The sequence below is a fragment of the Pseudomonas sp. GCM10022186 genome (assembly GCF_042656385.1).
In the GTDB taxonomy this organism is placed as follows: Bacteria; Pseudomonadota; Gammaproteobacteria; order Pseudomonadales; family Pseudomonadaceae; genus Metapseudomonas.
Genome location: NZ_JBHSOU010000066.1, coordinates 299038 through 324960, shown reverse-complemented (window position 1 = coordinate 324960; position 25923 = coordinate 299038). Strand labels below are relative to the sequence as shown.

26 protein-coding genes are annotated in these 25923 nt (G+C 62.4%); 8 read left to right on the top strand and 18 right to left on the bottom strand.

The genetic code is table 11. The features are described from left to right. The 3 genes from ACFPU0_RS24725 to ACFPU0_RS24715 all read right to left on the bottom strand — a co-directional run. A partial coding sequence (locus ACFPU0_RS24725; protein ID WP_377695938.1) for a hypothetical protein occupies positions 1-104 on the bottom strand: 104 nt, incomplete at its 3' end. Positions 105-279: 175 nt separating this feature from the next. Beyond that, a complete protein-coding gene (locus ACFPU0_RS24720; protein WP_377695925.1) occupies positions 280-936 on the bottom strand; it encodes a CoA transferase subunit B in 657 nt (218 codons plus the stop codon). A 33-nt stretch (positions 937-969) separates the two neighbouring features. After that, positions 970-1668 carry a CoA transferase subunit A gene (locus ACFPU0_RS24715; protein ID WP_377695924.1) on the bottom strand — a complete coding sequence of 233 codons (699 nt, stop codon included), beginning with the start codon at positions 1666-1668 and terminating at the stop codon, positions 970-972. A gap of 126 nt (positions 1669-1794) precedes the next feature. On the opposite strand from ACFPU0_RS24715, the gene ACFPU0_RS24710 reads away from it, so the two are divergent. Together ACFPU0_RS24710 and ACFPU0_RS24705 are read left to right on the top strand one after the other, a co-directional pair. Further along, on the top strand, positions 1795-2703 hold the full coding sequence (locus ACFPU0_RS24710) for a LysR family transcriptional regulator (RefSeq protein ID WP_377695923.1): 909 nt from the start codon (positions 1795-1797) through the stop codon (positions 2701-2703). Between the two features lie 50 nt (positions 2704-2753). Further along, a complete protein-coding gene (locus ACFPU0_RS24705) occupies positions 2754-4709 on the top strand; it encodes an acetoacetate--CoA ligase (RefSeq protein ID WP_377695922.1) in 1956 nt (651 codons plus the stop codon). A gap of 227 nt (positions 4710-4936) precedes the next feature. Here the strand turns inward: ACFPU0_RS24705 and ACFPU0_RS24700 are convergent, their stop codons facing one another. The 9 genes from ACFPU0_RS24700 to ACFPU0_RS24660 all read right to left on the bottom strand — a co-directional run bounded on the left by ACFPU0_RS24700 (position 4937) and on the right by ACFPU0_RS24660 (position 16352). Continuing rightward, positions 4937-6304: a TolC family protein gene (locus ACFPU0_RS24700; protein ID WP_377695937.1), complete on the bottom strand. Its 1368-nt coding sequence runs from the start codon at positions 6302-6304 to the stop codon at positions 4937-4939. Positions 6305-6420: 116 nt separating this feature from the next. Continuing rightward, positions 6421-8565 carry a peptidase domain-containing ABC transporter gene (locus ACFPU0_RS24695; protein ID WP_377695921.1) on the bottom strand — a complete coding sequence of 715 codons (2145 nt, stop codon included), beginning with the start codon at positions 8563-8565 and terminating at the stop codon, positions 6421-6423. Beyond that, positions 8514-10031 carry a S41 family peptidase gene (locus tag ACFPU0_RS24690; protein ID WP_377695920.1) on the bottom strand — a complete coding sequence of 506 codons (1518 nt, stop codon included), beginning with the start codon at positions 10029-10031 and terminating at the stop codon, positions 8514-8516. The genes ACFPU0_RS24695 and ACFPU0_RS24690 overlap by 52 nt, the downstream gene beginning before the upstream one ends. Further along, the gene (locus tag ACFPU0_RS24685) at positions 10031-10975 is read right to left on the bottom strand and encodes a JmjC domain-containing protein (RefSeq protein ID WP_377695919.1); all 945 of its coding nucleotides are present in this window, start codon (positions 10973-10975) and stop codon (positions 10031-10033) included. Before ACFPU0_RS24685 ends, ACFPU0_RS24690 begins: the two co-directional genes overlap by 1 nt. Then, on the bottom strand, positions 10972-11994 hold the full coding sequence (locus tag ACFPU0_RS24680) for a radical SAM protein (protein ID WP_377695918.1): 1023 nt from the start codon (positions 11992-11994) through the stop codon (positions 10972-10974). Before ACFPU0_RS24680 ends, ACFPU0_RS24685 begins: the two co-directional genes overlap by 4 nt. A gap of 94 nt (positions 11995-12088) precedes the next feature. After that, on the bottom strand, positions 12089-12331 hold the full coding sequence (locus ACFPU0_RS24675) for a hypothetical protein (RefSeq protein ID WP_377695917.1): 243 nt from the start codon (positions 12329-12331) through the stop codon (positions 12089-12091). A gap of 120 nt (positions 12332-12451) precedes the next feature. Next, positions 12452-13534 (bottom strand): HlyD family efflux transporter periplasmic adaptor subunit, encoded by a 1083-nt coding sequence (locus ACFPU0_RS24670; RefSeq protein WP_377695916.1) that lies wholly within the window; start codon positions 13532-13534, stop codon positions 12452-12454. A gap of 785 nt (positions 13535-14319) precedes the next feature. Then, positions 14320-14916 (bottom strand): DJ-1/PfpI family protein, encoded by a 597-nt coding sequence (locus ACFPU0_RS24665; RefSeq protein ID WP_377695915.1) that lies wholly within the window; start codon positions 14914-14916, stop codon positions 14320-14322. Positions 14917-15146: 230 nt separating this feature from the next. Further along, positions 15147-16352 carry a PilT/PilU family type 4a pilus ATPase gene (locus ACFPU0_RS24660; protein WP_377695914.1) on the bottom strand — a complete coding sequence of 402 codons (1206 nt, stop codon included), beginning with the start codon at positions 16350-16352 and terminating at the stop codon, positions 15147-15149. 119 nt (positions 16353-16471) lie between these two features. On the opposite strand from ACFPU0_RS24660, the gene ACFPU0_RS24655 reads away from it, so the two are divergent. Further along, a complete protein-coding gene (locus tag ACFPU0_RS24655; RefSeq protein ID WP_377695913.1) occupies positions 16472-16750 on the top strand; it encodes a peptidylprolyl isomerase in 279 nt (92 codons plus the stop codon). A 77-nt stretch (positions 16751-16827) separates the two neighbouring features. Here the strand turns inward: ACFPU0_RS24655 and ACFPU0_RS24650 are convergent, their stop codons facing one another. Beyond that, a complete protein-coding gene (locus ACFPU0_RS24650) occupies positions 16828-17127 on the bottom strand; it encodes a hypothetical protein (RefSeq protein WP_377695912.1) in 300 nt (99 codons plus the stop codon). A gap of 86 nt (positions 17128-17213) precedes the next feature. Beyond that, on the bottom strand, positions 17214-17405 hold the full coding sequence (locus ACFPU0_RS24645; RefSeq protein ID WP_377695911.1) for a hypothetical protein: 192 nt from the start codon (positions 17403-17405) through the stop codon (positions 17214-17216). 276 nt (positions 17406-17681) lie between these two features. On the opposite strand from ACFPU0_RS24645, the gene ACFPU0_RS24640 reads away from it, so the two are divergent. Further along, entirely contained in the window at positions 17682-19271 is a 1590-nt protein-coding gene (locus tag ACFPU0_RS24640; RefSeq protein ID WP_377695910.1) for an ABC-F family ATPase, read from the top strand. Between the two features lie 192 nt (positions 19272-19463). On the opposite strand, the gene ACFPU0_RS24635 is transcribed toward ACFPU0_RS24640, so the two are convergent. Together ACFPU0_RS24635 and ACFPU0_RS24630 are read right to left on the bottom strand one after the other, a co-directional pair. Further along, the gene (locus tag ACFPU0_RS24635) at positions 19464-20072 is read right to left on the bottom strand and encodes an FMN-dependent NADH-azoreductase (RefSeq protein ID WP_377695909.1); all 609 of its coding nucleotides are present in this window, start codon (positions 20070-20072) and stop codon (positions 19464-19466) included. 217 nt (positions 20073-20289) lie between these two features. Further along, the gene (locus ACFPU0_RS24630) at positions 20290-20796 is read right to left on the bottom strand and encodes a DUF1993 domain-containing protein (protein WP_377695908.1); all 507 of its coding nucleotides are present in this window, start codon (positions 20794-20796) and stop codon (positions 20290-20292) included. 149 nt (positions 20797-20945) lie between these two features. Here ACFPU0_RS24630 and ACFPU0_RS24625 point away from each other — a divergent pair, with 149 nt between their 5' ends. The 4 genes from ACFPU0_RS24625 to ACFPU0_RS24610 all read left to right on the top strand — a co-directional run bounded on the left by ACFPU0_RS24625 (position 20946) and on the right by ACFPU0_RS24610 (position 24144). Further along, on the top strand, positions 20946-21854 hold the full coding sequence (locus tag ACFPU0_RS24625; RefSeq protein WP_377695907.1) for a LysR substrate-binding domain-containing protein: 909 nt from the start codon (positions 20946-20948) through the stop codon (positions 21852-21854). A 98-nt stretch (positions 21855-21952) separates the two neighbouring features. Then, the gene (locus ACFPU0_RS24620) at positions 21953-23134 is read left to right on the top strand and encodes an MFS transporter (protein WP_377695906.1); all 1182 of its coding nucleotides are present in this window, start codon (positions 21953-21955) and stop codon (positions 23132-23134) included. 16 nt (positions 23135-23150) lie between these two features. After that, positions 23151-23498 (top strand): MmcQ/YjbR family DNA-binding protein, encoded by a 348-nt coding sequence (locus ACFPU0_RS24615; RefSeq protein WP_377695905.1) that lies wholly within the window; start codon positions 23151-23153, stop codon positions 23496-23498. A gap of 88 nt (positions 23499-23586) precedes the next feature. After that, positions 23587-24144: a putative glycolipid-binding domain-containing protein gene (locus tag ACFPU0_RS24610; RefSeq protein ID WP_377695904.1), complete on the top strand. Its 558-nt coding sequence runs from the start codon at positions 23587-23589 to the stop codon at positions 24142-24144. A gap of 33 nt (positions 24145-24177) precedes the next feature. Here ACFPU0_RS24610 and ACFPU0_RS24605 read toward each other — a convergent pair whose 3' ends face one another. Together ACFPU0_RS24605 and nagZ are read right to left on the bottom strand one after the other, a co-directional pair. Continuing rightward, positions 24178-24915 (bottom strand): S-methyl-5'-thioinosine phosphorylase, encoded by a 738-nt coding sequence (locus tag ACFPU0_RS24605; protein ID WP_377695903.1) that lies wholly within the window; start codon positions 24913-24915, stop codon positions 24178-24180. Positions 24916-24924: 9 nt separating this feature from the next. Beyond that, positions 24925-25923: a beta-N-acetylhexosaminidase gene (nagZ, locus tag ACFPU0_RS24600; protein ID WP_377695902.1), complete on the bottom strand. Its 999-nt coding sequence runs from the start codon at positions 25921-25923 to the stop codon at positions 24925-24927.

Below are 25923 nucleotides of genomic sequence, written 5' to 3'. Positions count from 1 at the left end.
CGGATCACCGCGGCGCCCAGTTCGTGGGCGGGGATGTTCGCCAGGGCGCCCTGGAAGCTGCCGATGGCGGTGCGGGTGGCGGCGACGATTACGACGTCTTGCATCTTCAATCTCCTGCAAATTGCATCGGCGCCACTGCGGGTCACCGACGGCTGATGGGCATCGCCCCGCTCGCGGAGCGCCGCCCGACCCACCCTACGGGGCATGGGCAGGGCAAAATGAAAAAACCGCCCCGGAGGCGGGCCATGCGTGGTGGCCCCCTCCGGCGCGGCGAGGTACTCAGAAGGTCATTTCGACCACGTCGTCCGGGACGATCAGGCGGCCGGCGGTCTTCTCGGCGATCTCGGCGATGCTCACGCCCGGCGCGGTTTCGCGCAGGATGAAGGCGCCGTCCTCGATCTCCAGGTAGGCCAGGTCGGTCAGCACCTTGCGGATGCAGCCGGCGCCGGTCAGCGGCAGCGAGCAGCTGTCCAGCAGCTTGGACTCGCCGTCCTTGGAGGCGTGGGTCATGGTGACGATGATGTTGTCGGCACCGGCCACCAGGTCCATGGCGCCGCCCATGCCCTTGACCAGCTTGCCGGGGATCATCCAGGAGGCGATGTTGCCCTGGACGTCCACCTCGAAGGCGCCCAGCACGGTCAGGTCGACGTGGCCGCCACGGATCATCGCGAAGGACTCGGCGGACGAGAAGATCGAAGCGCCCTTGACCGCGGTGACGGTCTGCTTGCCGGCGTTGATCATGTCGGCATCCACCTCATCCTCGGTGGGGAAAGCGCCCATGCCCAGCAGGCCGTTCTCGGACTGCAGCATCACCTGCATGCCTTCGGGTACGTAGTTGGCCACCAGGGTCGGGATGCCGATCCCCAGGTTCACGTAGTAACCGTCTTTCAGTTCGCGGGCCACACGCTGGGCCATCTGTTCGCGGGTCAGTGCCATGTCGATATCCTCGAATTCTTGTCTTGGTCAGGCTCAGGAGCGGACGGTGCGCTTTTCGATGCGCTTCTCGAAGTTGCCGCAGATGATGCGGTCGACGTAGATGCCCGGGGTGTGGATCTGGGCCGGGTCCAGCTCGCCCGGCTCGACGATTTCTTCCACCTCGACCACGGTGATGCGACCGGCGGTGGCCACCATGGGGTTGAAGTTCTGCGCGGTATGGCGGTAGATCACGTTGCCGAAATGGTCGGCCTTCCAGCCCTTGACGATGGCGAAGTCGCCGGTAATGGAGGGTTCGAGGATGTACTTGCGGCCATTGAATTCGCGCACTTCCTTGCCTTCGGCGACCGGAGTGCCGTAGCCGGTGGCGGTGAAGAAGGCTGGAATGCCGGCACCGCCGGCGCGCAGTTTCTCGGCGAGGGTGCCTTGCGGGGTCAGTTCGACTTCCAGCTCGCCGCTGAGCAGCTGCTTCTCGAACAGAGCGTTCTCGCCGACGTAGGAGGCGATCATCTTGCGGATCTGGCGGTCCTCCAGCAGCACGCCGAGGCCGAAGCCGTCGATGCCGCAGTTGTTGGAGACCACGGTCAGGCCCTTGACGCCACGGCGGCGGATCTCGGCGATGAGGTTTTCCGGGATGCCACAGATGCCGAAGCCTCCGGACAGGACGGTCATATCATCGGTCAGGCCGTCCAGGGCCTCTTCATAGGAGCTCACGCGTTTGTCGAGTCCGCTCATGCTGTTGCGCCTCTTGTCTTTATTGGATGCGGCGGGGATGCCGCCGTTGGGTGAGGCAGAGCTTCTCCTGCCCGAACTGATTTGTTAAGTTTGTTTTTCCTAACCATTGATTAGGAATCCAAATAAATGACCGTCAAACAGCTACGTGCCTTCCTCGCCGTGGCGCAGAACCTCAGCTTCGCCCAGGCCTGCGAACGGCTGCACCTGTCCCAACCGGCCCTGAGCCTGGCGATCAAGAACCTGGAGGATTCCCTCGGTGGCCAACTGCTGGTGCGCACCACCCGCAGCGTGACCCTGACACCGGAGGGCGAGACCCTGCTGCCCATCGCGCGGCGCCTGCTGGCGGACTGGGACAACGCCGAGGAGCTGCTGCGCCAGCACTTCACCCTGCAGCTGGGCAAGGTCTCCATCGCCGCCATGCCCTCCTTCGCCGGCAACCTGCTGCCCGAGGCGCTCAAGGCCTTTCGCGACCGCCATCCCAAGGTCAACGTCGCGGTACACGATGTGATCAACGAGCAGGTGCTGGAGATGGTGCGCAACCGGCGGGTGGAGCTGGGCATCGCCTTCGAGCCGGAATCCCTCGACGGCCTGGATTTCACGCCCTTCTACACCGACCGTTTCGTCGCCGTGGTGCCCGCCGACAGCGAGCTGGCACGGCGCGCCGAGGTGAGTTGGGAGGAATTGCTGCAGGGCAACTTCATCACCCTGCAACGGCCCTCGGCGGTGCGCCTGCTGCTGGAGGACAGCGTCACCTCGCAGCACGGCCGCCTACCGGTGGCCTTCGAAAGCCACCAGCTGGTGACTGTGGGACGCATGGTGGCCCAGGGCCTGGGGGTGAGCGTGGTGCCCAGCCTGTGCATCCAGCAGATGCAGGAGCTCGGCGCCCGCTGCGTCGCCCTGCACAGCCCGTTGGTTGAGCGCCGCCTGGGGTTGCTGCGACTGGCCGAGCACAAGCTTTCCACTGCCGCCCAGGCCCTCAGCGACGTGCTGCTGCATGTGCGCGACTGGAGCCGCCTCAACCTGCCCCGGCCATGAGCCAGGGCCTATGCTCTATAGCAACCGGCTAGAACGATGAGGATGCGCAGATGGACCAGCCACTGTGGACCCCCAGCCCGGTGCGGATCGCCGCCACGCGCATGGATGCCTTCCGCCGCCAGGTCAGCCAGCAACAGGGCCTGGACCTGCCCGACTACCCTGCCCTGCACGCCTGGAGCCTGGACCACCGCGAGGCCTTCTGGCAGGCGTTGGTCGAGTTCTTCGACATCCGCTTCAGCAACCCGCCCGTCGCGGTACTGCAAGAAGGCGCGGCCATGCCCAGCGCCCGCTGGTTTTCCGGTGCGACCCTGAACTTCGCCGAACACTTGCTGCGCCGCCGTGACGACCATCCTGCCCTGGTGGCCATTAGTGAAGACGGCAGCCGCGTACAGCTGACCTACGCCGAACTGGCCGCCCAGGTAGCCGGTCTGCGGCAGAGCCTGAAGGCCATCGGCGTTGGCGTCGGCGACCGCGTGGCGGCCTTCATGCCCAACACCTGGCAAACGGTGGTGGCCATGCTCGCCGCCACCAGCCTGGGCGCCACCTGGTCGTCCTGCTCGCCGGACTTCGGCACCCAGGGGGTGATCGACCGTTTCGGCCAGATCGAACCCAAGGTGCTGATCGCCGCCGCCGGCTACCGATACGCCGGCAAGAACCTGGACCTGACCGCCAAGCTCAACGAAATACTCGAACGCATGCCCTGGCTCGAACAGCTGGTGGTGCTGCCCTACTCCCGCCCCGAAGCTCGGCCGGCGGACTTCACCAGCCGCGCCCGAGTGGCCCTGTGGAACGACTTCTACCAGACCGGCGGCGAGCCGGTGTTTACCCCGGTGCCCTTCGACCAGCCGCTGTACATCCTCTACTCCAGCGGCACCACCGGCGTGCCCAAGTGCATCGTCCATGGCGTCGGCGGCACCCTGCTGCAGCACGTCAAGGAGCATGGCCTGCACTGCGACCTGACATCCTCCGACACGCTGTTCTACTTCACCACCTGCGGCTGGATGATGTGGAACTGGCTGGTGTCCGGCCTGGCCCTGGGCGCCACCCTGGTGCTCTACGACGGCTCGCCCTTCCACCCCGGCCCCGAGCGCCTGATCGACCTGATCGATGCCGAGGGCATCAGCCTCTTCGGCACCAGCGCCAAGTACCTCGCTGCCCTGGAGAAGGCCGGCGTCAAACCCCGCCTGAGCCATCGCCTGGAACGCCTGAAGGCGCTGTTCTCCACCGGGTCACCGCTGTCCCACGAGAGCTTCGATTACGTCTACCGCGACATCAAGGGTGAGCTCTGCCTGTCCTCCATCTCCGGCGGCACCGACATCGTCTCCTGCTTCGCCCTGGGCAACCCGGTACTGCCGGTATGGCGCGGCGAGCTGCAATGCAAGGGCCTGGGCATGGACGTGCAGGTGTGGAACGAGGACGGCAGGCGGGTGTTCGGCGAAAAAGGCGAGCTGGTCTGCGTGCGCCACTTCCCCTCGATGCCGGTGGGATTCTGGAACGATCCGGACGGCGCGAGGTTCAGGTCTGCCTATTTCGAGACCTTCCCCGGCGTCTGGGCCCACGGCGACTACGCCGAGGAAACGCCCCACGGCGGCCTGGTGATCCATGGCCGCTCCGATGCGGTGCTCAACCCCGGTGGCGTGCGCATCGGCACCGCGGAAATCTACCGCCAGGTGGAAAAGGTGGAAGAGGTGCTGGAGTCCATCGCCATCGGCCAGGACTGGCAGGGCGACGTGCGAGTGGTGCTGTTCGTCCGCCTGCGCGACGGCGTGACCCTGGACGACGCCCTGCGCGAGCGCATCCGCCAGGTGATCCGCGCCAACACCACGCACCGCCATGTGCCGGCGAAGATCATCGCCGTCGCCGATATCCCGCGCACCCTGAGCGGCAAGATAGTCGAGCTGGCGGTGCGCAACGTGGTGCACGGCAAGCCGGTGACGAACACCGATGCCCTGGCCAATCCGCAGGCGCTGGAGTTGTACCGGGATCTGCCGGAACTGCAGAGCTGATGCATTGGACTCATCTGTAGGGGCGAACTCATTCGCCAACCGGGCCGAAGGTCCGGTCTATAGCCCTGGGGGCGGCTGCGCCGCCCTTGGTGATTGAAATCGCCCCCAGGAAAGCAGGCCCTGCCATTACCCTGTCATTTGCCAAGCAGGCCGGTGGGCATCGGCCAGGTCTCGAATTCTTTCGAGTTACCCAATCCTGGAGCCCCTGCCCTGACGCATGGCGAAACCTACTTCAGTGTCCAGAATCCAAGCCGCCCCAGACCGCTCGCAAGTCCAAGCCGCGCAGTCTGCCAACCGTTCAATGCGTCTATATGAAGCTCCTGCGCGTCGGCAAATGTATTCATCGCGTTGAGAAGCTCCGTCATGCTGCCCACGCCAGACCTGTAGCGGCCCCGTATCAGCGTCAGCGCTTGCCGGGATTGCTCTTCGATTTCGGCGGTCCGCTGCAGGCTCTGGGTTTCCGTACGCAACGTCTGATAGTTCATCCAGACATCCAACGAAATCCGCTGCGTGGCATCGGCTAGGTCCTCCGTGCTTGCGGCGACCCGGGCTTGGGCCTCGCGTATCTGGTAGTTGCGTTCGAATCCGTGAAACAGCGGAATGCTGAGCTGAAGGCCAATACTGCGATCGGATTGCCTGACGTCCGAACCAAGGATGTCAGGCTGGTCATTCTGGGCACGTCTGATGTTCGCCGTGAGCGCGATGCTGGGCCGACCGTAGGCCCGGCCTTCTTCGACGGAGGCTACTGCAGCCTTCAAACGTGCCTGGGCTGCCATGAGCGTGGGATGCTCCTGACGGGCGATGGTTAGCAGCTCGTCAACGGAGGTGAGGAACGCTGAGTCAGGTCGCGCAGTAGAACCCAACTCAATCCGCAATGGCTGGCTTGGGGAAAGCCCCATGCGCAACGCTATGTCGCCCAGGACCTGCTCCAACGAGCCTTGCTCGCGAATCCGCCTCAGACTGGCGCTGGACAAGGCGGTCTGAGCCTGGAGTCTGTCTGAAAGCGCTGCGGCACCTGCTCGGAACTTGGCATCCGCCGCTTCGAAATTCTCCCGTGCCAGCACCAAGACTTGCTCTGCGGCTGCCAGTCGTCTACTCCGTGCCTGCGCCTGGTAGTACAACTGAACCGCTTGGACGAACGCATCTTGCACAGCCGCTTGCTGGCTGGCGTTCGCAGCCAAAAGCAGTTGCTGCGCACCCGCCAGCGATGCTTCCCGGCGGCCGAAGTCGAACAGCACCCAGCTCAGGGTCAGGTCGCCACTGCGCGCTTGCCGTGCCCCACTCCTGGATTCGCCCGCACGCTCCACATGGTTCCGACCCTCACTGGCGCCCAATTGGCCATCCAGGCGTGGGAGGTATGCGGAACGCCTGATCCCCACTTGCGCGGCTTGAACCTTCGCCTGGGCCCACGCCAGCCGAACACTGGGTTCTTGGCAAAGCATGCGTTCGACCACATCAACCAACGGTACGGGATCGGGTAATGCTCCAAATGCGCAGGGCTGGCCAGAGGCAGACGTGACGGGGGAAACGAGAGCCTCTTCCGTCTGGAACACATCCAGCGCAAGCGACGACGCCATCAGAGGCAGGCAGATCATGCCCACCAGCAATCGCGTCACAAGAGTGGCCGCTCCCTTGGAACCATGGCCTCGGACTGCTGGGGGACGAGGACCAACAGCCGTGGCAGGGAACATCCAGGAGAAATAGCGAGCACTCATTCGGCAGGAACTGAGTCTTCACGCATGCTGACAGCCGATTGCAGCCGAGTGATATCGATCACCCGCTCCGCCATGGCGATGGTTTCGGGCCGGTGGGCAATCGTGATGCGCGTGATGGGCAGGCGACAGATCGAATCGTTGACCTGACGTTCTTTCTCGACATCCAGATGACTGGTCGCTTCGTCCAGAACCAGCACGCACGGCCGGCGGTAGAGCGCACGCGCCAGCAGAAGACGTTGCCGCTGGCCGCCCGACAGGGAATTGCCCATGTCCCCGTTGAGCGTGTCGTAGCCCATCGGCATGGCAAGAATATCCTCATGGATGAAGGCCGCCACGGCCGCCTCCTGAACACGGCGCATGTCGATTTCTTCATCGAAGCCAGCGATGTTCTCTTTCAGGCTCGTCGAGAACAACTGATCATCCTGCATCACCGCGCCAATGTGCCGGCGCCAGTTCGCGAGGCCTACATGTGCGAGGGGATGGCCTCCAACGCGCACGGTGCCAGTCGTAGGTTCCAGCAAGCCCAGGACGATCTTGGCCAGCGTAGTCTTTCCACATCCGGTAGGGCCGACGATTGCCACATGCTCACCAGCACGGAGGGTGAGATTGACATCCTTCAGCACCCATTCCGTACCCTCGGTGTAGCGAAAGCTCACATTGTCGAACTGGATCTCGGGAGCCTGCCAATCCGCAGTATCGAACCGCTCCGGCATGGCACCTGTGGTCTTTTCCGGCTCGGCCAAGACGATATCGGACAGGCGCTCTACATGCAGGCGCAGCATGCGCATCGACATGAGGTTGTCGATGAATCGCTGCATCCTTGACGAGAATTCGTCCTTGTAGGAGATGAATGCCATCAGCATTCCGACGGTCAAGGTGCCCTGGACGGTCATGTAGGCGCCTGCCCCCAACACCGCAACAGTCTCGAGGCCGAATAGAAGGCTGTAGCTGGCGCTGAAGCCCAGCGTCATCCGGTTGGCCAGCATTCGCTTATTGACGGCACGCACCATGAGGTTCGACCAGCGGGATGTTCTCTGCGCCTCCAGGCCGGCGATCTTGATGCTCTGCATGGCTCGCAGGCTTTCCAGAAAATGGGTCTGGGCCACCGCCTCATGAGTCATGGCCTCGTCACTGAGTCGGTGAAAAGAGCCGTGGGTCGACAGGCGTATTACCGCATAGCCCATGATCGTGCCCATGACGACAACGGCCAGGATCGGGCTGTAGATCACCATCACGATGGCGGTCACTGTTGCGAACAGACCGTCCAGCAAAATATCGACGAGCTTGCCGGTGACAGTCTGCTGGATGCTTTGCGCGGACTGAAAACGAGAGAGCACATCGCCCGTGTGCCGTACCTCGAACCACTTCGTGGGCAACCGAAACAAGTGGCCGGCGATGCGCGACGCCCACTGGATGCCAAGCTGGTACGTGGCGACGATACCAAGCCAGCCTCGCGTCCATTCCAGTACCACGCGGATAAGCGTAACCATCACGAAGCCAGTGACGATAACGCCAATCAAATCGACATCGCCCGAGACAACGGGGCCGTCAATGAGCCATTGCGTGAAGAGTGGCAGCACCAACGCCACCACCTGCAAGGCTGCAGCCAGAATGAACAATTGCGACAGGCTTCGCCGTAGCCCGACGATGGGTCCTATCAGGTCGCGCCAACTGATGGGAGGTTTGGGCTTGATCTGCTGAAACTCTGCCGTAGGCCACATCTCCAGGGCTATGCCCGTAAAATGAGCGCTTGCCTCGTCCAGCGACATGGAGCGCTCGCCCCGCGCGGGGTCATGCACCGTAATCTTGTTGCGTGAGACTTTCACAAGAACGACGAAATGCGTCAGATCCCAATGCAATATGCAGGGTAACGGCAGCCTGGAAAGCCCAGTGAGTTCAAGGCGCACCGCCCTAGCACCCAAGCCCAGAACTTCCCCCAAGCGAATGAGATCGCGCAAGCTTGTTCCACGAATCGACACTGTGAAGCGCGCCCGCAGTTCGTTCATGGAGAATTCATGCTTGTGGTGCGCGGCGATATAACCCACGCATGCAAGTCCACATTCCGCAACCGTTGTTTGCAGATATGAGCTCACGGGATAGAAATCTTCCTGGCGGTTGGCAAGATGCTGTCCAGGACCCATGCCTGAACGGCCGCGGTATCGCTGAGGTCACCCTCGAAGCTGAACTGCGGCACATAGGGTTCGTTGTTCCCACGCTTGCGGTTCTTCCAGACCTTGAGCGGAACCCACATCTTCACCGTGTCTGAAAGAGGGAGCGGCGTTATGTCCAGGTAGGGCGTATCGCCGCTGGTCACGCTCCCAACGTGAACCGCTTCGGGAATGTCTAAAACCGAGCCCACGAAGTCCAAGCAAGCGCTCGCGCAGCCCGAGTCCGTGACCAGCACCAGCTTGCCCGCAAAAGGCCTGCCAGGTTCCGCCAGTTCGTCATCCGATACATCCATTTGCTCGACAAAGGCTAGGCCGCGTGACGCAGCTTCATTCATGCGTGATAGGAGAGTATCCGCGAACTTGTACGACAGGCTTTTCTGGCCTTCCTGTTTACCAATCCTTGCTTTGACAGTCTCAAGCGAATTGCGAGCGGTCGCGGAAACACGCCAGTACGCCTTGGCACTGGCTTCGCTGGTCTCTGCGTCGTCGGACAGGGCCTCCTTGAACAGCGCCGCCAGAAGCCGGTAGCCGAACAAGGAGTTGCCTCCACCGTTGCCGCGGGTGTCCAGCACCACGGCATCGGCATCTTCCAGTCCGCGAACCTTCTCCAGCAGCCTTTCGAACGAGATAAAGGCCTTGCGACTGGACAAGGAAAAGTCAGTGGCATGAATCCAGTAGATGCCCTGGCGCAGTTGCTTGATGCCTTGGCGTGGCACGGCTTGAATGGCCATCCGCTGCTGTTGGTCCGTATAGGGCTGCCACTGCAGCACGAACCGGTGGACCTCCCCTGACGACGATCGAACCTCGCACTGTTTCAAACGCAGCGGCTCCCACAGCGTTTCGTAGGACGGCTCGCTGGTGAGATGCAGTGCAAGCCGGGACCGGGTTTCCGCCAGACTCAGCCGCCGGTCCACAAAGGGCGCGACCTTTTTCGCCAGCAGATCGTCAATGGGCTGGCCATCACAGGAAAGCAGTTCGTCGCCGAGCCGGGGTATCTCGGCGGGCCAGTCCGGCGCACGGACGGCAACGCGGTACCTTCCATTGCTGCGCCGCACCAGCCATCCCGCCCAGCGAGGGGACTCATTGACCGCCTCTTCCGTCCATGCGACCAGATGCCCATCCCTGTAGCCCGTGACGTAGAAACGTAGAGCAGCCAGCGCCTTGCTTTCGGAGTCCGCTTGCCGGGCGAGTTCCAGGGCTTCGTCGTACCCTTTCACGAACCACTGTTGGAATCCCTGGTCCGTCGGGTCCAGTACGCCTGGATGCGCCTCGCGGATGATTTCGTGCGCGCGCGTGATGTTCCGAACGGCGACCTGGCTCCAGCTGGAATTGGCGGGAATGTGCTCCTTTTCTTCCGTAGCGATATTCGTCGTTGTGCCGGCATGGCAGGGAAACACCGGTAGAACCAACAAAAGCAAAGTCATGAACTGGCGAACCATTAACTAACTTCCTCTACTATGAGCGGCTTCCGATCAGTCATTAGTTCCGAGTTCACAAGGGACTCGAGCGCGAAGGGCTGATGAGGTTTGCTGCGTGATTTTTTTAGTTCATCCATGAAAGCTATCTGTTGCCTGGGATCATTCATGAGTTCTGCTATAAACTTGCTGGCTACCGCGATGGTCCGATTAAAATTGCATCCCGGTCTCAAGGTTCCTCGAAGCTCCTCATGTTCGCGAAGGGCTCGCCGGCAAATCCACGAAATAAAATTCGGTACATTTGCCGTATACATACCGATTGCGACGTGGAATGTTTCTCCAATAGGTAACGCGTCATGCCACCATCCTCGTGGCAGATAGAGCAGGTCACCCGCCTCAAGGATGCCATCGAACACGGGCTCAGTTGGACACTCGGCTTTGTGCTCTTTACTGGTCTGCCCTACGAGCGGCAAGGGAAAAGTTGGTTTATAGACCTTCCACCGTTTACGGCCAATAAGTTGGATAGCCATGACATCATGCGTATCCCAATGTGGTCCAAAGCTCCCTCGCCCGGAAAAGGCCAGATATCCATTTGCCAGGGTTTCCGCGTTCGAATACTCAGCGACCTCTGTGCATAGATTCCGGACCAACTCAAGACGTGTATCAATATGATTGAGTACGACCGTGGCACCGTTTGACAGCAAGTCTTGAAGCGCAGCCGCGTTAAGCCGCTTCCCTGAAAGTCCAGCAATCGAACAGTCTTCCACATAATGTGACTCGGGGACCAAGCCATTCTTATGAACCCGGACATGGGGTGGCATGGCATCGATATAGTAGAGTGCCGCGTTGAGGTCAGCCCATTTCAAAAGTGAGGGCGCCACCGCGCCTCGTACGAGATGCATATCTTGATCGGCGATGCCGGCAATAAAATTTTTCTTTGGAATTCTAAAATTAATGTAATTTTTCATGGAATCAGCGCAACAGAAATGAGATTTTTATGCTCTCTCGAACTAGGAAAGTGTTGTGCGGGACAACGCAATTCACGAAGATCGCCGGTTTCATAGCCTCTCATCCACTGCCCCATCAGTTCTCTGTCGAGCCGAATGCTGCCATCGTCAGCCAGATGTCCAACTGTGTTATGAGCTTCGGACAGCGCGACAGTGCACTTTTGCACCCGACCGTCCGCGCGGATCACGAACGAGTTCGGCCGACTCGCATAGCAAGCCTCTTTAACAGTGGTTCTGGGTTTTGCAACCAGGGGCCTGTCACGGTACAACTCGCTTCGGATTTCGCTCAATAGTTCGGCTCGCACTGCTTTGTCCAGAGACGCGATGTTCGAGCTATTGGGACCACCCAGATTTTCAATGGGCTTGAGCAATACGGAAAATCGCGAGTCGTGGAGAAATTCTGTGCGCAGTACCTTGGCAAGCGCTTTAATGGATTGCGTATTATCGGGCGTCAGGTGTACCCGGAGCAGTACCGAAACTTCCAGGCTAGAGTCTCGTATTGCTTTCAGATTCTCCCAGATACGTTCAAATGTGCCAGCGCCAGATGCCAGTCTCCTAGTTGAATTGTGTGCGTCTTCCATACCATCTAGTGAAATCTGGTAGCCTCGCTGGCCAAAGTCAAATAGTTCTCGAACCACCCGCACATCCAACAGATAACCGTTTGTGGTCAAAGCCCCACCAAAGCCAACACCATGATCTAAGCACAGTTTTTGCGCGAAGGCGCTGAGCTCATAAACAATGCTCTTGGCTGCCAGTGGTTCTCCGCCAAACCATTGGAAGCTTAGGTGCTTGAGATCTTTAATTCGAACTTTCAGAAACGTCTTCAAAGCCACCTGAACTCTAGGGCTCATCTTGCCGTTAGAAAAATCCTCATAACAGTAGGCGCAACGAAAATTGCACTGTTCCGTCGGCATAAGTACAAGCTCGAGAAGCTGAGGATTTAAGGTCGACCAGGTCGACCGACTATTTGTTTTAGGCATGGAATTCTGCTCCTCCGTGAGATTCAATTTATCTAACCAGCCTCCAGCACGACAAATAGCCTAACCAGAGACCGGCCCCAAAACTTCCTATCAACTAGTCCTGCTCGTAATCATCATCACCATCTTCGCCGCATGTTCTGTTTGGCTTTGGGGGAGTGGGAGGAGTGGGAGGAGTACCAGGAGGGCAATAACCAATATTTATTTGTCCAATAATGGTCATGCCGCCAGCAACAAGATCCAGCTCTTCATCTGCTACGATACTGGGCACTTCGTAGCGGCCAAACTCATCGAACTGAACGTTTTCCAGAGTCGTAGGTGATACAGTTTTTTCTTTCATTGCGTATCCTTAAATGTTCGCCCGCTCTAGGTAGGACGAAGTTTTCCCGCGATAAAGCGGTCTCTGCCATGATTGTTTGATTCCAAACGCATGGGAAGAGCCATATTTTTCTTTGACTTACTACAGATATCTGCCTGCACCGGCTACCGGGGCAAGAAACCAGTCAATGAGGCGGCGTTTTTCTTGCTCAATATCCGCATCGAGCAAGATTCCCGGAAAAAGGTCAATCTGTCTCCCGTGCGCTTTAATACTTTGACTATCAAGTGTAACGATGATGCGATACATAGCCTCCTTTGTAGTTAACTCCGGTAGTAATGCGACCTCTTCAGGTCGTAGAGGACTGGTAGCGACTTCGGCGACTGTTCCACTCTGCAGTCCGAATGTTTGATATGGGTAGGGTTGATATCGCAGCCGAACGGACTGCCCCACCTCTACAAAACCGAAGGCTTTGGAGGTCGCGAACAAATGCGCCACTAGAGGGATGCTTTCCGGGAGAATTACCGCCAATGCATGTGTCGTGACTGATTGTCCGGGTTCCGCATTGATGGCGGTTACCCGGCCAGACACCGGAGCCGTAATTGCGAAGGCGTCGCGAGACTGCACATCAGTGGTTTCAAGAGAAAGGCTCGCAAGGTCCCGATCAATCTCAGCGACCTGGGCTGCCGCTTTGATGGGGGCCTGTTCCCGTTCACTCTTGAGGGTAGCCGCAGACCGAGAAAGCTGTGCGCGCGTGCGTTGGGCCGCAAGCATCTGTGCCTCCAGCGCAGCCAGTTGATCCTCCTTGTCTTGTAGCTCCATCTGGGAGATGTAGTTCTGCTTTGCCAGTGCCCGATGTTTCTCGACGGTTTCCCCCAGGGCAGCTAGTCGCTTGTTGTAGAGAGCCAATTCCTGTTGGTTGCGCTGCAATTCGTCCAGAACGTTCTCATGCTGCACGAGCAGTCCATTTTCGGTCGCTCTACCCAGTTCCAGTGCAGTTTTCCGCAGCCGCATCAAGCTCTCTCGGCGTTGCGCCAGAGAAGCCAAACGTAGTTCGGAAATTTTGCCGTTGGATTGATTCCCTACCTGCAATCTCTCATCAGCGAGAACGAAGAGAACGTCCCCCTTCTTTACCAATTGCCCTTCACGCACCCTGCGCTCGGAAATGACCCCTGCCGTGGGAGCGACGACTCTAATCGCGCCACTTTCAGGCACGAGTACGCCCATGGCAGTGGTTCGTGGCTTATAGCTACCAAAGAATAAATAGATGAGGATAGATATGGATATCGCCGCAGCGAGGCCAACAAGCCCCCAACTATTAATCGAGCGTGACAGGAGTATCGGTCCATGCTCCTGTTGATCGGATTTCCGAAGTACTTCCTTACGAAAGATACTTCCTCTAGACATTCCATCCATGGCGCACCTTGTACTTTCGTTGTGGACTCCAAGCGCGATCCACGACGCGACTTACTGTGGTGCGATTTTTATCACTGCCTGCAAGGACGTGAAATACGAATGATTCCTGTTATTGAGTAGGAGCTTTCGCAGTCTCTTAAGCAATCGCCGGCATCCGGCAACCCCGAGCTTCAAGAACGCTCTGACGACTCATGGGGCTTCATTCCGGCTCGGGCAGCGTCAAGTTTCCTTGACCGATGAGCAAGCGCCTTACTATGCCGCTGCGCCCGCATCTGGAGGACATCTCGGTTACTGCAATCTCAAATGATGCCAGGCGGCATCGAGGGTCGAGAATTGCAGGGTCTGTCTCAGACTCGCGAAAACCTGGAAAACGGCCTGTTGGAGAACGAGCCGCCAATGCACACGGGGGTGGACCAAGCAGCATCAATGAACCAACCAGCGATGCACTCATGTTCCACTCGGCCCATCACTGCTCCCGGAATGCATCCGGGCTATGGTGCCAACCGGACCGAAGGTTCCGCCGGCAGATCCTCAGGGAGGGGCAGCTTCGCCGCCCTTGGCGATTGAAATCGCCCCCACAGGGAAAACGGATCCCCCTACAGATACGGCCTGATCACATCCAATGCCCGCTCCACGAACGCCTCCTTCTCCCCCACCGGCGCCACGTAGTGCAGCGCGCTGGCGCAGGCGTCCTCGCCGGCCAGCTTGGCGATCACCCAGGCCGCGAGATAGGGAGCGGACAGGCAGCCGCCGGCGGTGGCCAGGTTGCCGCTGGCGAAGAACGGCTGGTCCAGCACCCGCACACCGGCCTCGATCACCCAGGGTTTGGTGGTGAGGTCGGTACAGGCGGGCAGGTTGCCGAGCAGGCCGAGTTTCGCCATGAGCAGGGCGCCCGAGCACTGCGAGCCGATCAACTGGCGCGACGGGTCCAGGCGCAGGCGGTCGAGGATGCTGCGGTCCTGGGCGATCTCGCGGGTCTTGATGCCGCTGCCGAACAGCACCGCGTCGGCCTCATTGGCGAATTCCAGGGGCTGCTGGGCCTGCACCCGCACGCCGTTCATCGAGGTGACCCATTCGCCGGGCGCGGTGATCTCCGCCTGCCAGCCCTGCCCGCGCATGCGGTTGAGCAGGCCGGCGGCGACGAATGAATCCAGCTCGTTGAAACCCTCGAACGTCAGTACGGCGATACGCATCTCGACCTCCCGGATCGGTTGGGTGCATGGGGCGAATCTATGGGGAGCGGGACGCCGGCGCTATGTACAGAGGGAATTAAATTTGGCCATACAGGCTGAGGCGGTCGATGGAGCCTGTAGGGGCGAATTCATTCGCCAACCGGGCCGAAGGCTCGGCCTGCAAGTCCGAATGGGGCAGCTGCGCCGCCCTTGGCGATTGAAATCGCCCCCACAGGAACCGCGCCCCGGACCTACCTCGGTCCCGGCTCCTCCGGCTCACCTTCGTCCAGGTCCTCCAGCTTCAGCTCCAGGCCCCAGCTGGCGGCATCCTCGGTGCGGGCGGGCGCGGCCGCCGGAGCGGGGGCGGCTGCAGCAGGTGCGGGCGCGGTGGCCGGGCCATCGCGGTACAGCTTGAGCTTCAGCCGCAGGTTGTTCGCCGAGTCGGCGTTCTTGATCGCCTCTTCCTCGGGGATGGCACCTTCCACCACCAGGTCGAACAGCGCCTGGTCGAAGGTCTGCATCCCCAGGCCACGGGACTTCTCCATGATTTCCTTGATGGAGTGGAATTCGCCGCGCTTGATCAGGTCGCTGATGGTGGAGGTGCCCAGCAGCACTTCCACCGCCGCCCGGCGTTTGCCGTCCTGGGTGCGCACCAGGCGCTGGGAGACGAAGGCCTTGAGGTTGTTGCCCAGGTCGTTGAGCAGCTGCGGGCGACGCTCCTCGGGGAAGAAGTTGATGATGCGGTCCAGCGCCTGGTTGGCGTTGTTCGCGTGCAGGGTGGAAATCGCCAGGTGGCCGGTGTCGGCGAAGGCCAGGGCGTGCTCCATGGTCTCGCGGTCGCGGATCTCGCCGATCAGGATCACGTCCGGCGCCTGGCGCAGGGTGTTCTTCAGGGCGGCGTGGAAGCTGCGGGTATCCACCCCCACCTCGCGCTGGTTGATGATGGATTTCTTGTGCCGGTGCACGTACTCCACCGGGTCTTCGATGGTGATGATATGGCCGCCGCTGTTTCGGTTGCGGTAGTCGATCAGCGCCGCCAGCGAGGTGGACTTGCCGGAGCCGGTGCCGCCGACGAAAAGCACCAGGCCGCGCTTCTCCATCACCATCTTGAGCAGCACTTCGGGCAGCTTGAGGTCCTCGAAGCGCGGGATATCCAGCTTGATGTTCCGCGCGACGATGGAGACCTCGTTGCGCTGGCGGAAGATGTTGATGCGGAAGCGGCCGATGTTCGGCAGCGAGATGGCCAGGTTCATCTCCAGCTCACGGTCGAACTCGGCGCGCTGTTCGGCATCCATGATGGAGTCGGCAATCCTCGCCACGTCGCCGGCCTTGAGCGGCTCGTTGCTGAGCGGTCGCAACAGGCCATTGAACTTGGCGCAGGGCGGCGCGCCGGTGGACAGGTAGAGGTCGGAACCATCCTGGGTGGCCAGGATTTTCAGCATCGAGGAGAGGTCCATGGGGCGTCCGCATCCAATGTGGGGTCGTGGCATCCGCGCAGCGGATCATAGGCCGGCAACTGTATGGCGGCCGGCCATGCTGGCACAATGAACCGCTCCACAGTCCAAGAGGAAATCCCATGGCCAAGGCACTTGCCCGTCACATCCTGGTCAAGACCGAGGCGGAAGCCGAACAACTGAAGAAGCGCCTGGACAAGGGCGAGGACTTCGCGGCCCTGGCGAAGAAGCACTCCATCTGCCCTTCCGCCAAGCGCGGCGGCGACCTGGGTGAAGTGCGCCCCGGCCAGATGGTACGGGTGATCGACCAGGTGATCTTCAAGAAACCCGTGCGCGTCATCCATGGCCCGGTGAAGAGCCAGTTCGGCTATCACCTGGTGCAGGTGTTCTTCCGGGATTGAGGGGCTTGGCGAGAATGGGCACCGTCCGTGGCGCAGTGCCCATCCTAGGATCGCCATGTGACGGCTTCATTGCCGATTCATTGCAAGGTTTCACGGGCGCAGGAACGGGATATGTCGGTGAGCACGGCCAACTCTTCCTGGGTGGGCTTGCGACCCTCGGTCACGGCCACCAGCTGCTGGGAGGTGAAGGCCTCCTGCATCATCCCGGTGGAACACTGGCAATAGGCGACCGCCTTGTCCTGTGGCACCTGGGTGGCCGCGCTGGCGACGCATTCGCGGTTGAACTTCTCGCCACCGCCTTGCGGCCACTCTCCCGCCACCGCTACAAAGGCACAGGCCTGCAAGGCCAGTACGCCGAAACACAGAGTCTTCTTCACCGGCTTTCTCCTGCGGGTCCTGGAGGCACATTCTTGCCGCAGTGGATACCCGACAGGCAATAGCCGAAAGCGACATCGCCGGTCCTTCAGTCCTCCTTGCACGGCTGCGGCGGCGCCCCCAGCCCCGGCAGCCGGTGCGGCGCTTCGATACGCTCCTGCAGCCTGACGGCGAATGCCAGGGCCGAAGCCCGGTCGCGGAAAGCCACCCTCATGCCGAGCGCCTCCACCTGCCACTCTTCCCTGCCGCCACGGCTGACCTGCTGGATCGCGATTTCCATGGATGCTCCGCCTGCATGTCGCTGTGCGACCACGGCCTTCGCGGGCCCAGAAAAAAGGCCAACCGATCAGGTTGGCCTGTACCGCGAAGGTAGGGGCGATGCGCTGGTGCATCGAAGTGCCGTGGAAGCCGAGCCAGCCTAACGCCGCAAGATGACGGTTCCGCGACAGGGCCGCGCAGCGGTCAAAAAACCGACAACCTATCCCCCCGAACCTGGCTGAAACCGCTACAATCGCGCCTTTTTTGCGCGCGTGCGCCCCCAGCTCAGGATTCCACCGTGATCTCTACCGCCAACATCACCATGCAGTTCGGCCCCAAGCCGCTGTTCGAGAACGTTTCCGTCAAGTTCGGCAACGGCAACCGCTACGGCCTGATCGGCGCCAATGGCTGCGGCAAGTCGACCTTCATGAAGATCCTCGGCGGCGAGCTGGAAGCTTCCGCCGGCCAGGTGATGCTCGAACCCAACGTGCGCCTGGGCAAGCTGCGCCAGGACCAGTTCGCCTATGAAGACTTCAGCGTGATCGACACCGTGATCATGGGCCACGAAGAACTCTGGAAGGTGAAGGCCGAGCGCGACCGCATCTACTCGCTGCCGGAAATGAGCGAAGACGACGGCATGGCCGTGGCCGAACTGGAAGTCCATTTCGCCGAAATGGACGGCTACACAGCCGAATCCCGCGCCGGTGAACTGCTGTTGGGCGTGGGCATTCCGCTGGACCAGCACTTCGGCCCGATGAGCGCCGTGGCCCCGGGCTGGAAGCTGCGTGTGCTGCTGGCCCAGGCGCTGTTCTCCGATCCGGACGTGCTGCTGCTGGACGAACCGACCAACCACCTGGACATCAACACCATCCGCTGGCTGGAAGGCGTGCTCACCGCGCGCAACTCCACCATGATCATCATTTCCCACGACCGTCACTTCCTGAACAGTGTCTGCACCCACATGGCCGACCTGGACTACGGCGAGCTGCGCCTGTTCCCCGGCAACTACGACGAGTACATGACCGCGGCCGAGCAGGCCCGCGAGCGCCTGCTGTCGGACAACGCCAAGAAGAAGGCGCAGATCGCCGAACTGCAGCAGTTCGTCAGCCGCTTCTCGGCCAACGCCTCCAAGGCCAAGCAGGCCACCAGCCGCGCCCGCCAGATCGACAAGATCCAGCTGGAAGAGGTCAAGCCGTCCAGCCGCGTGAGCCCCTTCATCCGCTTCGAGCAGTACAAGAAGCTGCACCGCCAGGCGGTGACCCTGGAGAAGGTCAGCCAGGGCTTCGACGGCACCCCGCTGTTCAAGAACCTGTCCATGCAGATCGAAGCCGGCGAGCGCGTGGCCATCATCGGCCCCAACGGCATCGGCAAAACCACCCTGCTGCGCACCCTGGTGGGCGAGATGGCGCCGATGAACGGTGACGTGAAGTGGACCGAGAGCGCCGATGTCGGTTACTTCGCCCAGGACCATGCCGAGGACTTCGAGGACGACGTCACCCTGTTCGACTGGATGGCCCAGTGGACCCAGGGCGGTGAGCAGCTGGTGCGCGGCACCCTCGGCCGCATGCTGTTCTCCAACGACGAGATCAAGAAGTCGGTGAAGGTGATTTCCGGTGGCGAGCAGGGCCGCATGCTGTTCGGCAAGCTGATCCTGAAGAAGCCCAACGTGCTGGTGATGGACGAACCCACCAACCACCTGGACATGGAATCCATCGAGGCGCTCAACCTGGCCCTGGAGAACTACCCGGGCACCCTGATCTTCGTCAGCCACGACCGCGAATTCGTCGGCTCCCTGGCCACCCGCATCATCGAGCTGTCGGAAAACGGCGTGACCGACTTCAGCGGCACCTATGACGACTACCTGCGCGGCCAGGGGGTGCTTGTCTAAGGCAGGTGTATCGGCGAAGGCTGTACTTGTAGGGGCGAATTCATTCGCCAACCGGACCGAAAGTTCGGCCTTCGACACCTCAAGGGGGCCGCTTCGCGCCCCTTGGCGAATGAATTCGCCCCTACAGGGATCGCCGCCTCCGGAAACGACAAAGCCCCGCAATGCGGGGCTTTGTGTTTTCCGGGGGCCGGATCAGGCAGCGGCGAACAGCTCGCCGATCTGCTCGTTGGCGCCCTTGATCGCATTGGCGCGCGGCTCCTCGCCATAGGCGAGGCCTTCTGCGCGGACGATCTCGATATCGGTCACGCCGAGGAAGCCCAGCACCAGCTTCAGGTAGTCCTCGTGGGCCTGGCCAGTGGCCTGACCGGCGTGGATGCCACCGGCAGTGGACACGATCACCACCTTCTTGCCGCCCGCCAGGCCTTCCGGGCCGTTCTCGGTGTAGCGGAAGGTCTTGCCGGCCACGGCGATGCGGTCGATCCAGGCTTTCAGCTGGGTCGGAATGGTGAAGTTGTACATCGGCGCGCCGATGACGATGGCGTCGGCGGCGAGGAATTCGTTCAGGGTGGTTTCGCCGAGTTCAGCTTCGTGCTTCTGCGCGGCGTCGCGCAGTTCGGCCGGGGTAGCGCCCGCGGCCAGGCTCAGGCCGGACAGGTGGCTGATGGCATCGATGGCCAGGTCGCGGTAGATGACCTGGGCGGCGGGCTCGGCGGCCTGCCAGGCGTCGACCACGGCGCGGCTCAGTTGGCGGGAGGCGGAGGCGTCGCCGAGGATGCTGGAATCGAGGTGCAGGAGTTTCATGGATGGTTACCCTCAGTTGGGCGACCGGCGACGGCCGATCGGATTGGGGGTAATCCTATCCATGTCGATAAAGGCTGATTAGACGGCGATTTCGTGATTCAGCGTCCCATCCGCAGGACAAAGCCGTAGGGTGGATCACGCTCCACCGATCCACCATGATAGGTGGGGTGAGCGCGACGGTGGATGGAAGAGCGCCATCCACCCTGCAGGCTGGAAATCAGACGCCGCCCAGGAAATCCATCTTGCCCACGTCCACGCCGTTGTGGCGCAGGATCGCGTAGGCCGCGGTGATATGGAAATAGAAGTTCGGCAGGGCGAAGTTGAGCAGGTAGTCGCGGCCGCTGAAGCTGATTTCTCCGCTACGCATCTTCAACACCACGGTGCGGGATTCACTGCCATCCAGCTGGGAAGCATCAATGCCCTTGATGAAGTCCAGGGTCTTGGTGATGCGCCCTTGCAGCTCGTCGAAGGTGGTTTCGGTATCGGCCCAGCTCGGTACCTCGACACCGGCCAGGCGGGCGGCGCAGCCCTTGGCCATATCGCTGGCGATCTGCACCTGGCGCGCCAGGGGATACATGTCCGGCGCCAGGCGCGACTCGATGAACACCTTGGGATCGATGCTGCGCGCCTGGGCATTGGCCTCGGCCTTCCTGAGGATGTTGGACAGGTTGCCGAGCATGCGCGCCAGTACCGGGATCGACGCCTCGTACATGGACAAGGACATGGTGAACACTCCGTTTTCGGGTGGGGAAGAGGCACAGGTATAGCCCCTGGCTGGCCGCCCGGCAATGAGCGGCGCAGTCCTGCTGGACAAAACAATGGCGCACCAAAGCGCCCCGGAGCGATACTTCGTCCCACCCGCAGGACGACGCCATGCAAGACCTCAACGATCTCTTCTATTTCGCCAAAGTCGTGGAGCACGGTGGCTTTTCCGCCGCCGGCCGCCTGCTGGGCGTGCCCAAGTCGCGCCTGTCGCGGCGCATCGCCGATCTGGAGACGCGCCTTGGCGTCCGCCTGCTGCAGCGCACCACCCGCAAGCTGGCGCTGACCGACGTCGGCGAGCGTTACCTGCGCCACTGCCAGGCCATGCTGCTGGAGGCCGAACAGGCCGACGAAGCAGTGGCAAGCCTAACCGCCGAGCCCCGTGGCCGCCTGCGGGTGTCCTGCCCCACGGAACTGGCGCATGCCATGCTGAAGTCCGTCATCGTCGAGTTCCTCCAGCTTTATCCGCTGGTGCAATTGGACATGTTCCTCACCAATCGCCGCGTTGACCTGCGCGAGGAGGGCGTGGACGTGGCCCTGCGGGTGCGCGAGGCAGGCGACGAGGATCCGACGCTCATCGCCCGCCAGCTGAGCCCGGCCCAAGCCTTCCTGGTGGCGGCGCCCAGCCTGCTGGAGGGCATCAGCATCCAGACCCCGGACGACCTCCAGCACCTGCCCGCCCTCGGCGCCCTCGAGGCGGACCGGCGCATCCACCACTATCTGCGCGATAGCCACGGCAATCGCCGCGAGGTGGTGCTGGAGGCGCGGCTGGGCATCGAGGACTTCGATGTGCGCAAGCACGCGGTGCTGGCGGGACTGGGTTTCAGCATGCTGCCGCAGATGAATTGCGAGGCCGAACTGCGCGACGGCAGCCTGGTGCGCCTGCTGCCCGAATGGAGCATGCCCGGTGGCTACCTGCAGGCGGTCTACACCCACAGGCGCGGCATGCTGCCGGCGGTGCGGGCCTGGATCGAGCACCTGGCCACGGCCTTCTCCCACAACGATTTCCCCGTCATCTGAGCCACCGCCAGCAAGACAACCATTAGCTAGCTTCCTTTGCCATCTCGAGTCGGGGATGATGGGCAGCTTTCCACTGCGCCCCGATTCCAGGTTCTGCCATGAGCACGCCCCTGCCGTCCGCGTCCTCCACCACCCTGCAGATCATCTCCATCGTCTTCTTCACCTTCATCAGCTTCCTCTGCGTCGGCCTGCCGATCGCCGTGCTGCCCGGCTACGTGCATGACGACATGGGCTACGGTTCGGTGATGGCGGGCGTCGTGATCAGCACCCAGTACCTCTCCACCCTGCTCTCCCGGCCCATGTCCGGCAGCCTGGCGGATCGGTTGGGGGCCAAGCGCGCGGTGATCTACGGCATGGCCTGCTGCGGCCTTTCCGGGGTGCTCACATTGCTCTCCACATCCCTGGCGCAGTTCTCCACGCTGAGCCTGGCGTTGCTGCTGGGCGGGCGCGTGCTGCTGGGCATCGGCCAGGGCCTGGTGGGCACCGGTTCCATCAGTTGGGGGGTGGGCCTGGTAGGCGCGGAGAACATGGCGCGGGTGATCTCCTTCAACGGCATCGCCTCCTACGGCGCGGTGGCCATAGGCGCACCGCTGGGCGTGGTGATGGTGGGCACCCTGGGTTTATGGAGCATCGGCGGGCTGATCGCGCTACTTTGCGCCATCTCCCTCCTGCTGGCCTGGCCGAAGCGCCCCGCGCCCATCGTCCAGGGCGAGCGGCTGCCGTTTTCCAACGTCTTCCTGCGCATTGCCCCCAACGGCATGGCGCTGGCCCTGGGCTCCATCGGCTTCGGCACCCTGGCCACCTTCATCACCCTCTATTACGCGAGCCTGGGCTGGCAAGGCGCCGCCTACTGCCTGACCGCCTTCGGCTGCGCCTTCATCGGCGCGCGGCTGCTGTTCGTCAATAGCATCAAGCATGTCGGCGGCTACCGGGTGGCCATCGCCTGCCTGACGGTGGAAAGCCTCGGCCTGTTCCTCCTCTGGCTGGCGCCGACGCCCTGGCTCGCGCTGGCAGGCGCCGCGCTGACGGGCTTCGGCCTGTCCCTGGTCTACCCTGCCCTCGGTGTCGAAGCCGTGACCCGCATTCCGGCCGCCAGCCGCAGTTCGGCTCTGGGCGCCTACGCGGTATTCTTCGACCTGGCCCTGGGCATCGCCGGCCCGCTGATGGGCGCCATCGCAGGCGGCGCGGGCTTCGCCGCGATCTTCCTGGTGGCCGCCCTGATGGCGCTGACCGGCATGCTGCTCTCCCTGTGGCTGCTGCGCAGCGAATCCAGAACCTGAAGGAACAGGAGCACTCATGACCCCCGACCAAGTCGCCACCTTCTGCCTGCAACTGCCCGGCGCACGGGAGGACCTCAAATGGGGCAGCAACCGGGTGTTCTCGGTGGCCGGCAACAAGATGTTCGCCATCCTCGACTTCCTCGGAGACGGCCTGGCCTTCAAGGTCGACAAGGACCTCTTCCTCGGCTACGTCGACCGCCCCGGCATCAGTCCCGCGCCCTACCTGGCACGCGCCCAGTGGATCAGCATGCAGCACCCCTACCCCATGGGCGACGATGAGCTACGCGAACTGATCACCCGCTCCCATCAGTTGGTGGTGGCGCGCCTGCCGAAGATCCGCCAGGTGGGGCTGTTGCTGGGCTGAATTCTGGCGGAACCGGGTCCGCTCAGGGCCCAGTTGCTACCCTTTTCCCTGAATCTGCGCGACCCCGCGCGCTGCGAGGCAAGAATCGATGAGAACCACCGCCCTCTGGTCCCACCTCTGGAACGCCCGCGCGCCCACCCAGGGTCTGGAGGACTTCCGTCTCGAGGGCCGACGGGCGGACAGCGGAATGGTGGCCTTCGACGACGACGGCAAGCCCTATCGCCTCAATTACACCCTGGAATACACCAAGGGCTGGGAGCCTCGGGCCTTCAGCGCCACCGTGCGAGATGCCGACGGCACCCGAAGCCTGACGCTGCGCCGCGACGGCCTGCACTGGTTCGAAGGCGAAGGCCGCAAGCTGCCGGAGCTGTCCGGCAGCCTCGACCTGGACCTCTGGCCGACGCCCTTCACCAACAGCCCGAGCATCTGGCGGCTCTTCCTCAACCTGGGCGAGCGCCGGGAAATCGATGTGGTGTTCGTCGAAGCGCCGCAACTGACGGTGCGGCGCATGCGCCAGGCCTACACCCGTCTCGACCAGGCCCACTACCTCTACCAGAACCTCGATGGCAGTGGTTTCGAGGCGGTGCTGACCCTGGATGACGATGGCCTGGTGAACCGCTATCCAACCTTCTTCCAGAGGCTGTGAAAGCGGCGGCGGGCCTCGGCGGGCCTGCGGACCTCAGCCCTTCAGGACATGGGCAAGGACGTTGCGTACCTTGCCGATTCCCTCGGCCAATGCGGCCTCGATCTCGGCCATGGTGATGATGCCTTCGGACTTGCCGGCGGCAGGATTGACCACCAGGGACAGGCAGGCATAGGGAAGGTCCAGCTCGCGGGCCAGGGCTGCCTCGGGCATGCCGGTCATGCCCACGATGTCGCAGCCGTCACGCTCCAGGCGGACGATCTCGGCCACGGTCTCCAGGCGCGGACCCTGGGTGCAGCCATAGACGCCGAAATCGCTGTGGGGGTAATCGCAGGCGTTCAGCGCCGCCAGCAGCTGGCCGCGCAGGGCCTCGTCGTAGGGATGGCTGAAATCGATATGGGTGACGTGGTCCAGGTCGCCCTCGAAGAAGGTATCGATGCGGCCGTGGGTGTAGTCGATCACCTGATGCGGCACCACCAGGTGGCCGCTGCCCATGGCCGGATGGATGCCGCCCACCGCGTTCACCGCGATCACCGCCTGGGCACCGGCTTGCTTGAGGGCCCAGAGGTTGGCCCGGTAGTTCACCTGGTGCGGCGGTATCCGGTGCGGATGACCGTGTCGCGCGAGGAACAGCGCATCGTGCCCGGCGTACTCGCCATGGACGATACCGGCCGAGGGCGCGCCATAGGGCGTTTCAGGGTTGAGCAGGGCTCTCATGCTCAGGCCTTCGAGCTGGGTCAGGCCTGTACCACCGATGATGGCGTAGACGGTCATGTGGATTCCTCAATCGATCAACTGTGCTTCGCGCAGGGCTGCAACGGCCTGCAGCCAGCGGGGGTCCTGACGGTATTCGGTACCGGGGAAGGCGCGGCGGCGCATCCGCGCCAGGCTGGCCGGCGGCTTGGCGCCCAGGCGCTGCAGGCGCTCCAGGGCCAGTTCGGCAGAGGCGCGGTCATTGCATACCAGGCCCATGTCGCAACCGGCGATCAGCGCCGCCTCGATGCGCTCGGCGGCGTCACCCGCCACGTGAGCGCCGGCCATGGACAGGTCATCGCTGAAGATGACCCCGGAGAACTTCAATTCGCCACGCAGGATGTCCTGCAGCCAGCGCCGCGAGAAGCCGGCGGGCTGGTTGTCCACCTGTGGGTAGATGACATGGGCGGGCATCATGCCGTCCAGTTCCGAGGCGAGCCGCGCGAAGGGCACCAGGTCGCTCCGGCGAATCTGCTCCAGGCTGCGCTCGTCGGTGGGAATCGCCACATGGGAATCCGCCTCCGCCCAGCCGTGGCCGGGAAAGTGCTTGCCGGTGGCGGCCATGCCGGCCTGGCGCAGCCCGCGAATGAAGGCACCGGCAAGACGCGCGGCGCGCTCCGGGTCGCCCTCGAAGGCGCGGCTGCCGACCACGGCGCTGCGTTGATGGTCGAGGTCCAGCACCGGCGCAAAGCTGATATCCAGCCCCACGGCCAGCACTTCGGTGGCCATCAGCCAGCCACACTGCTCGGCCAGTTGCTCGGCATTGTCATTGTCGGCCAGCGCGCGCATGGCGGGCAGTCGCAGGAAGCCCTGGCGCAGACGCTGCACCCGCCCGCCCTCCTGGTCGACGGCGAGGATCAGGTCGGGGCGCACGGCGCGAATGGACGCGCAGAGTTCGCGCACCTGGCGCGGGCTTTCGATGTTGCGAGCGAAGATGATCAGGCCGGCGACTTCCGGCTGACGGAGGATCTGCCGATCCTCGGCGGTCAGCCAGGTGCCACCGATATCCAGCATCAGGGAGCCTTGCAT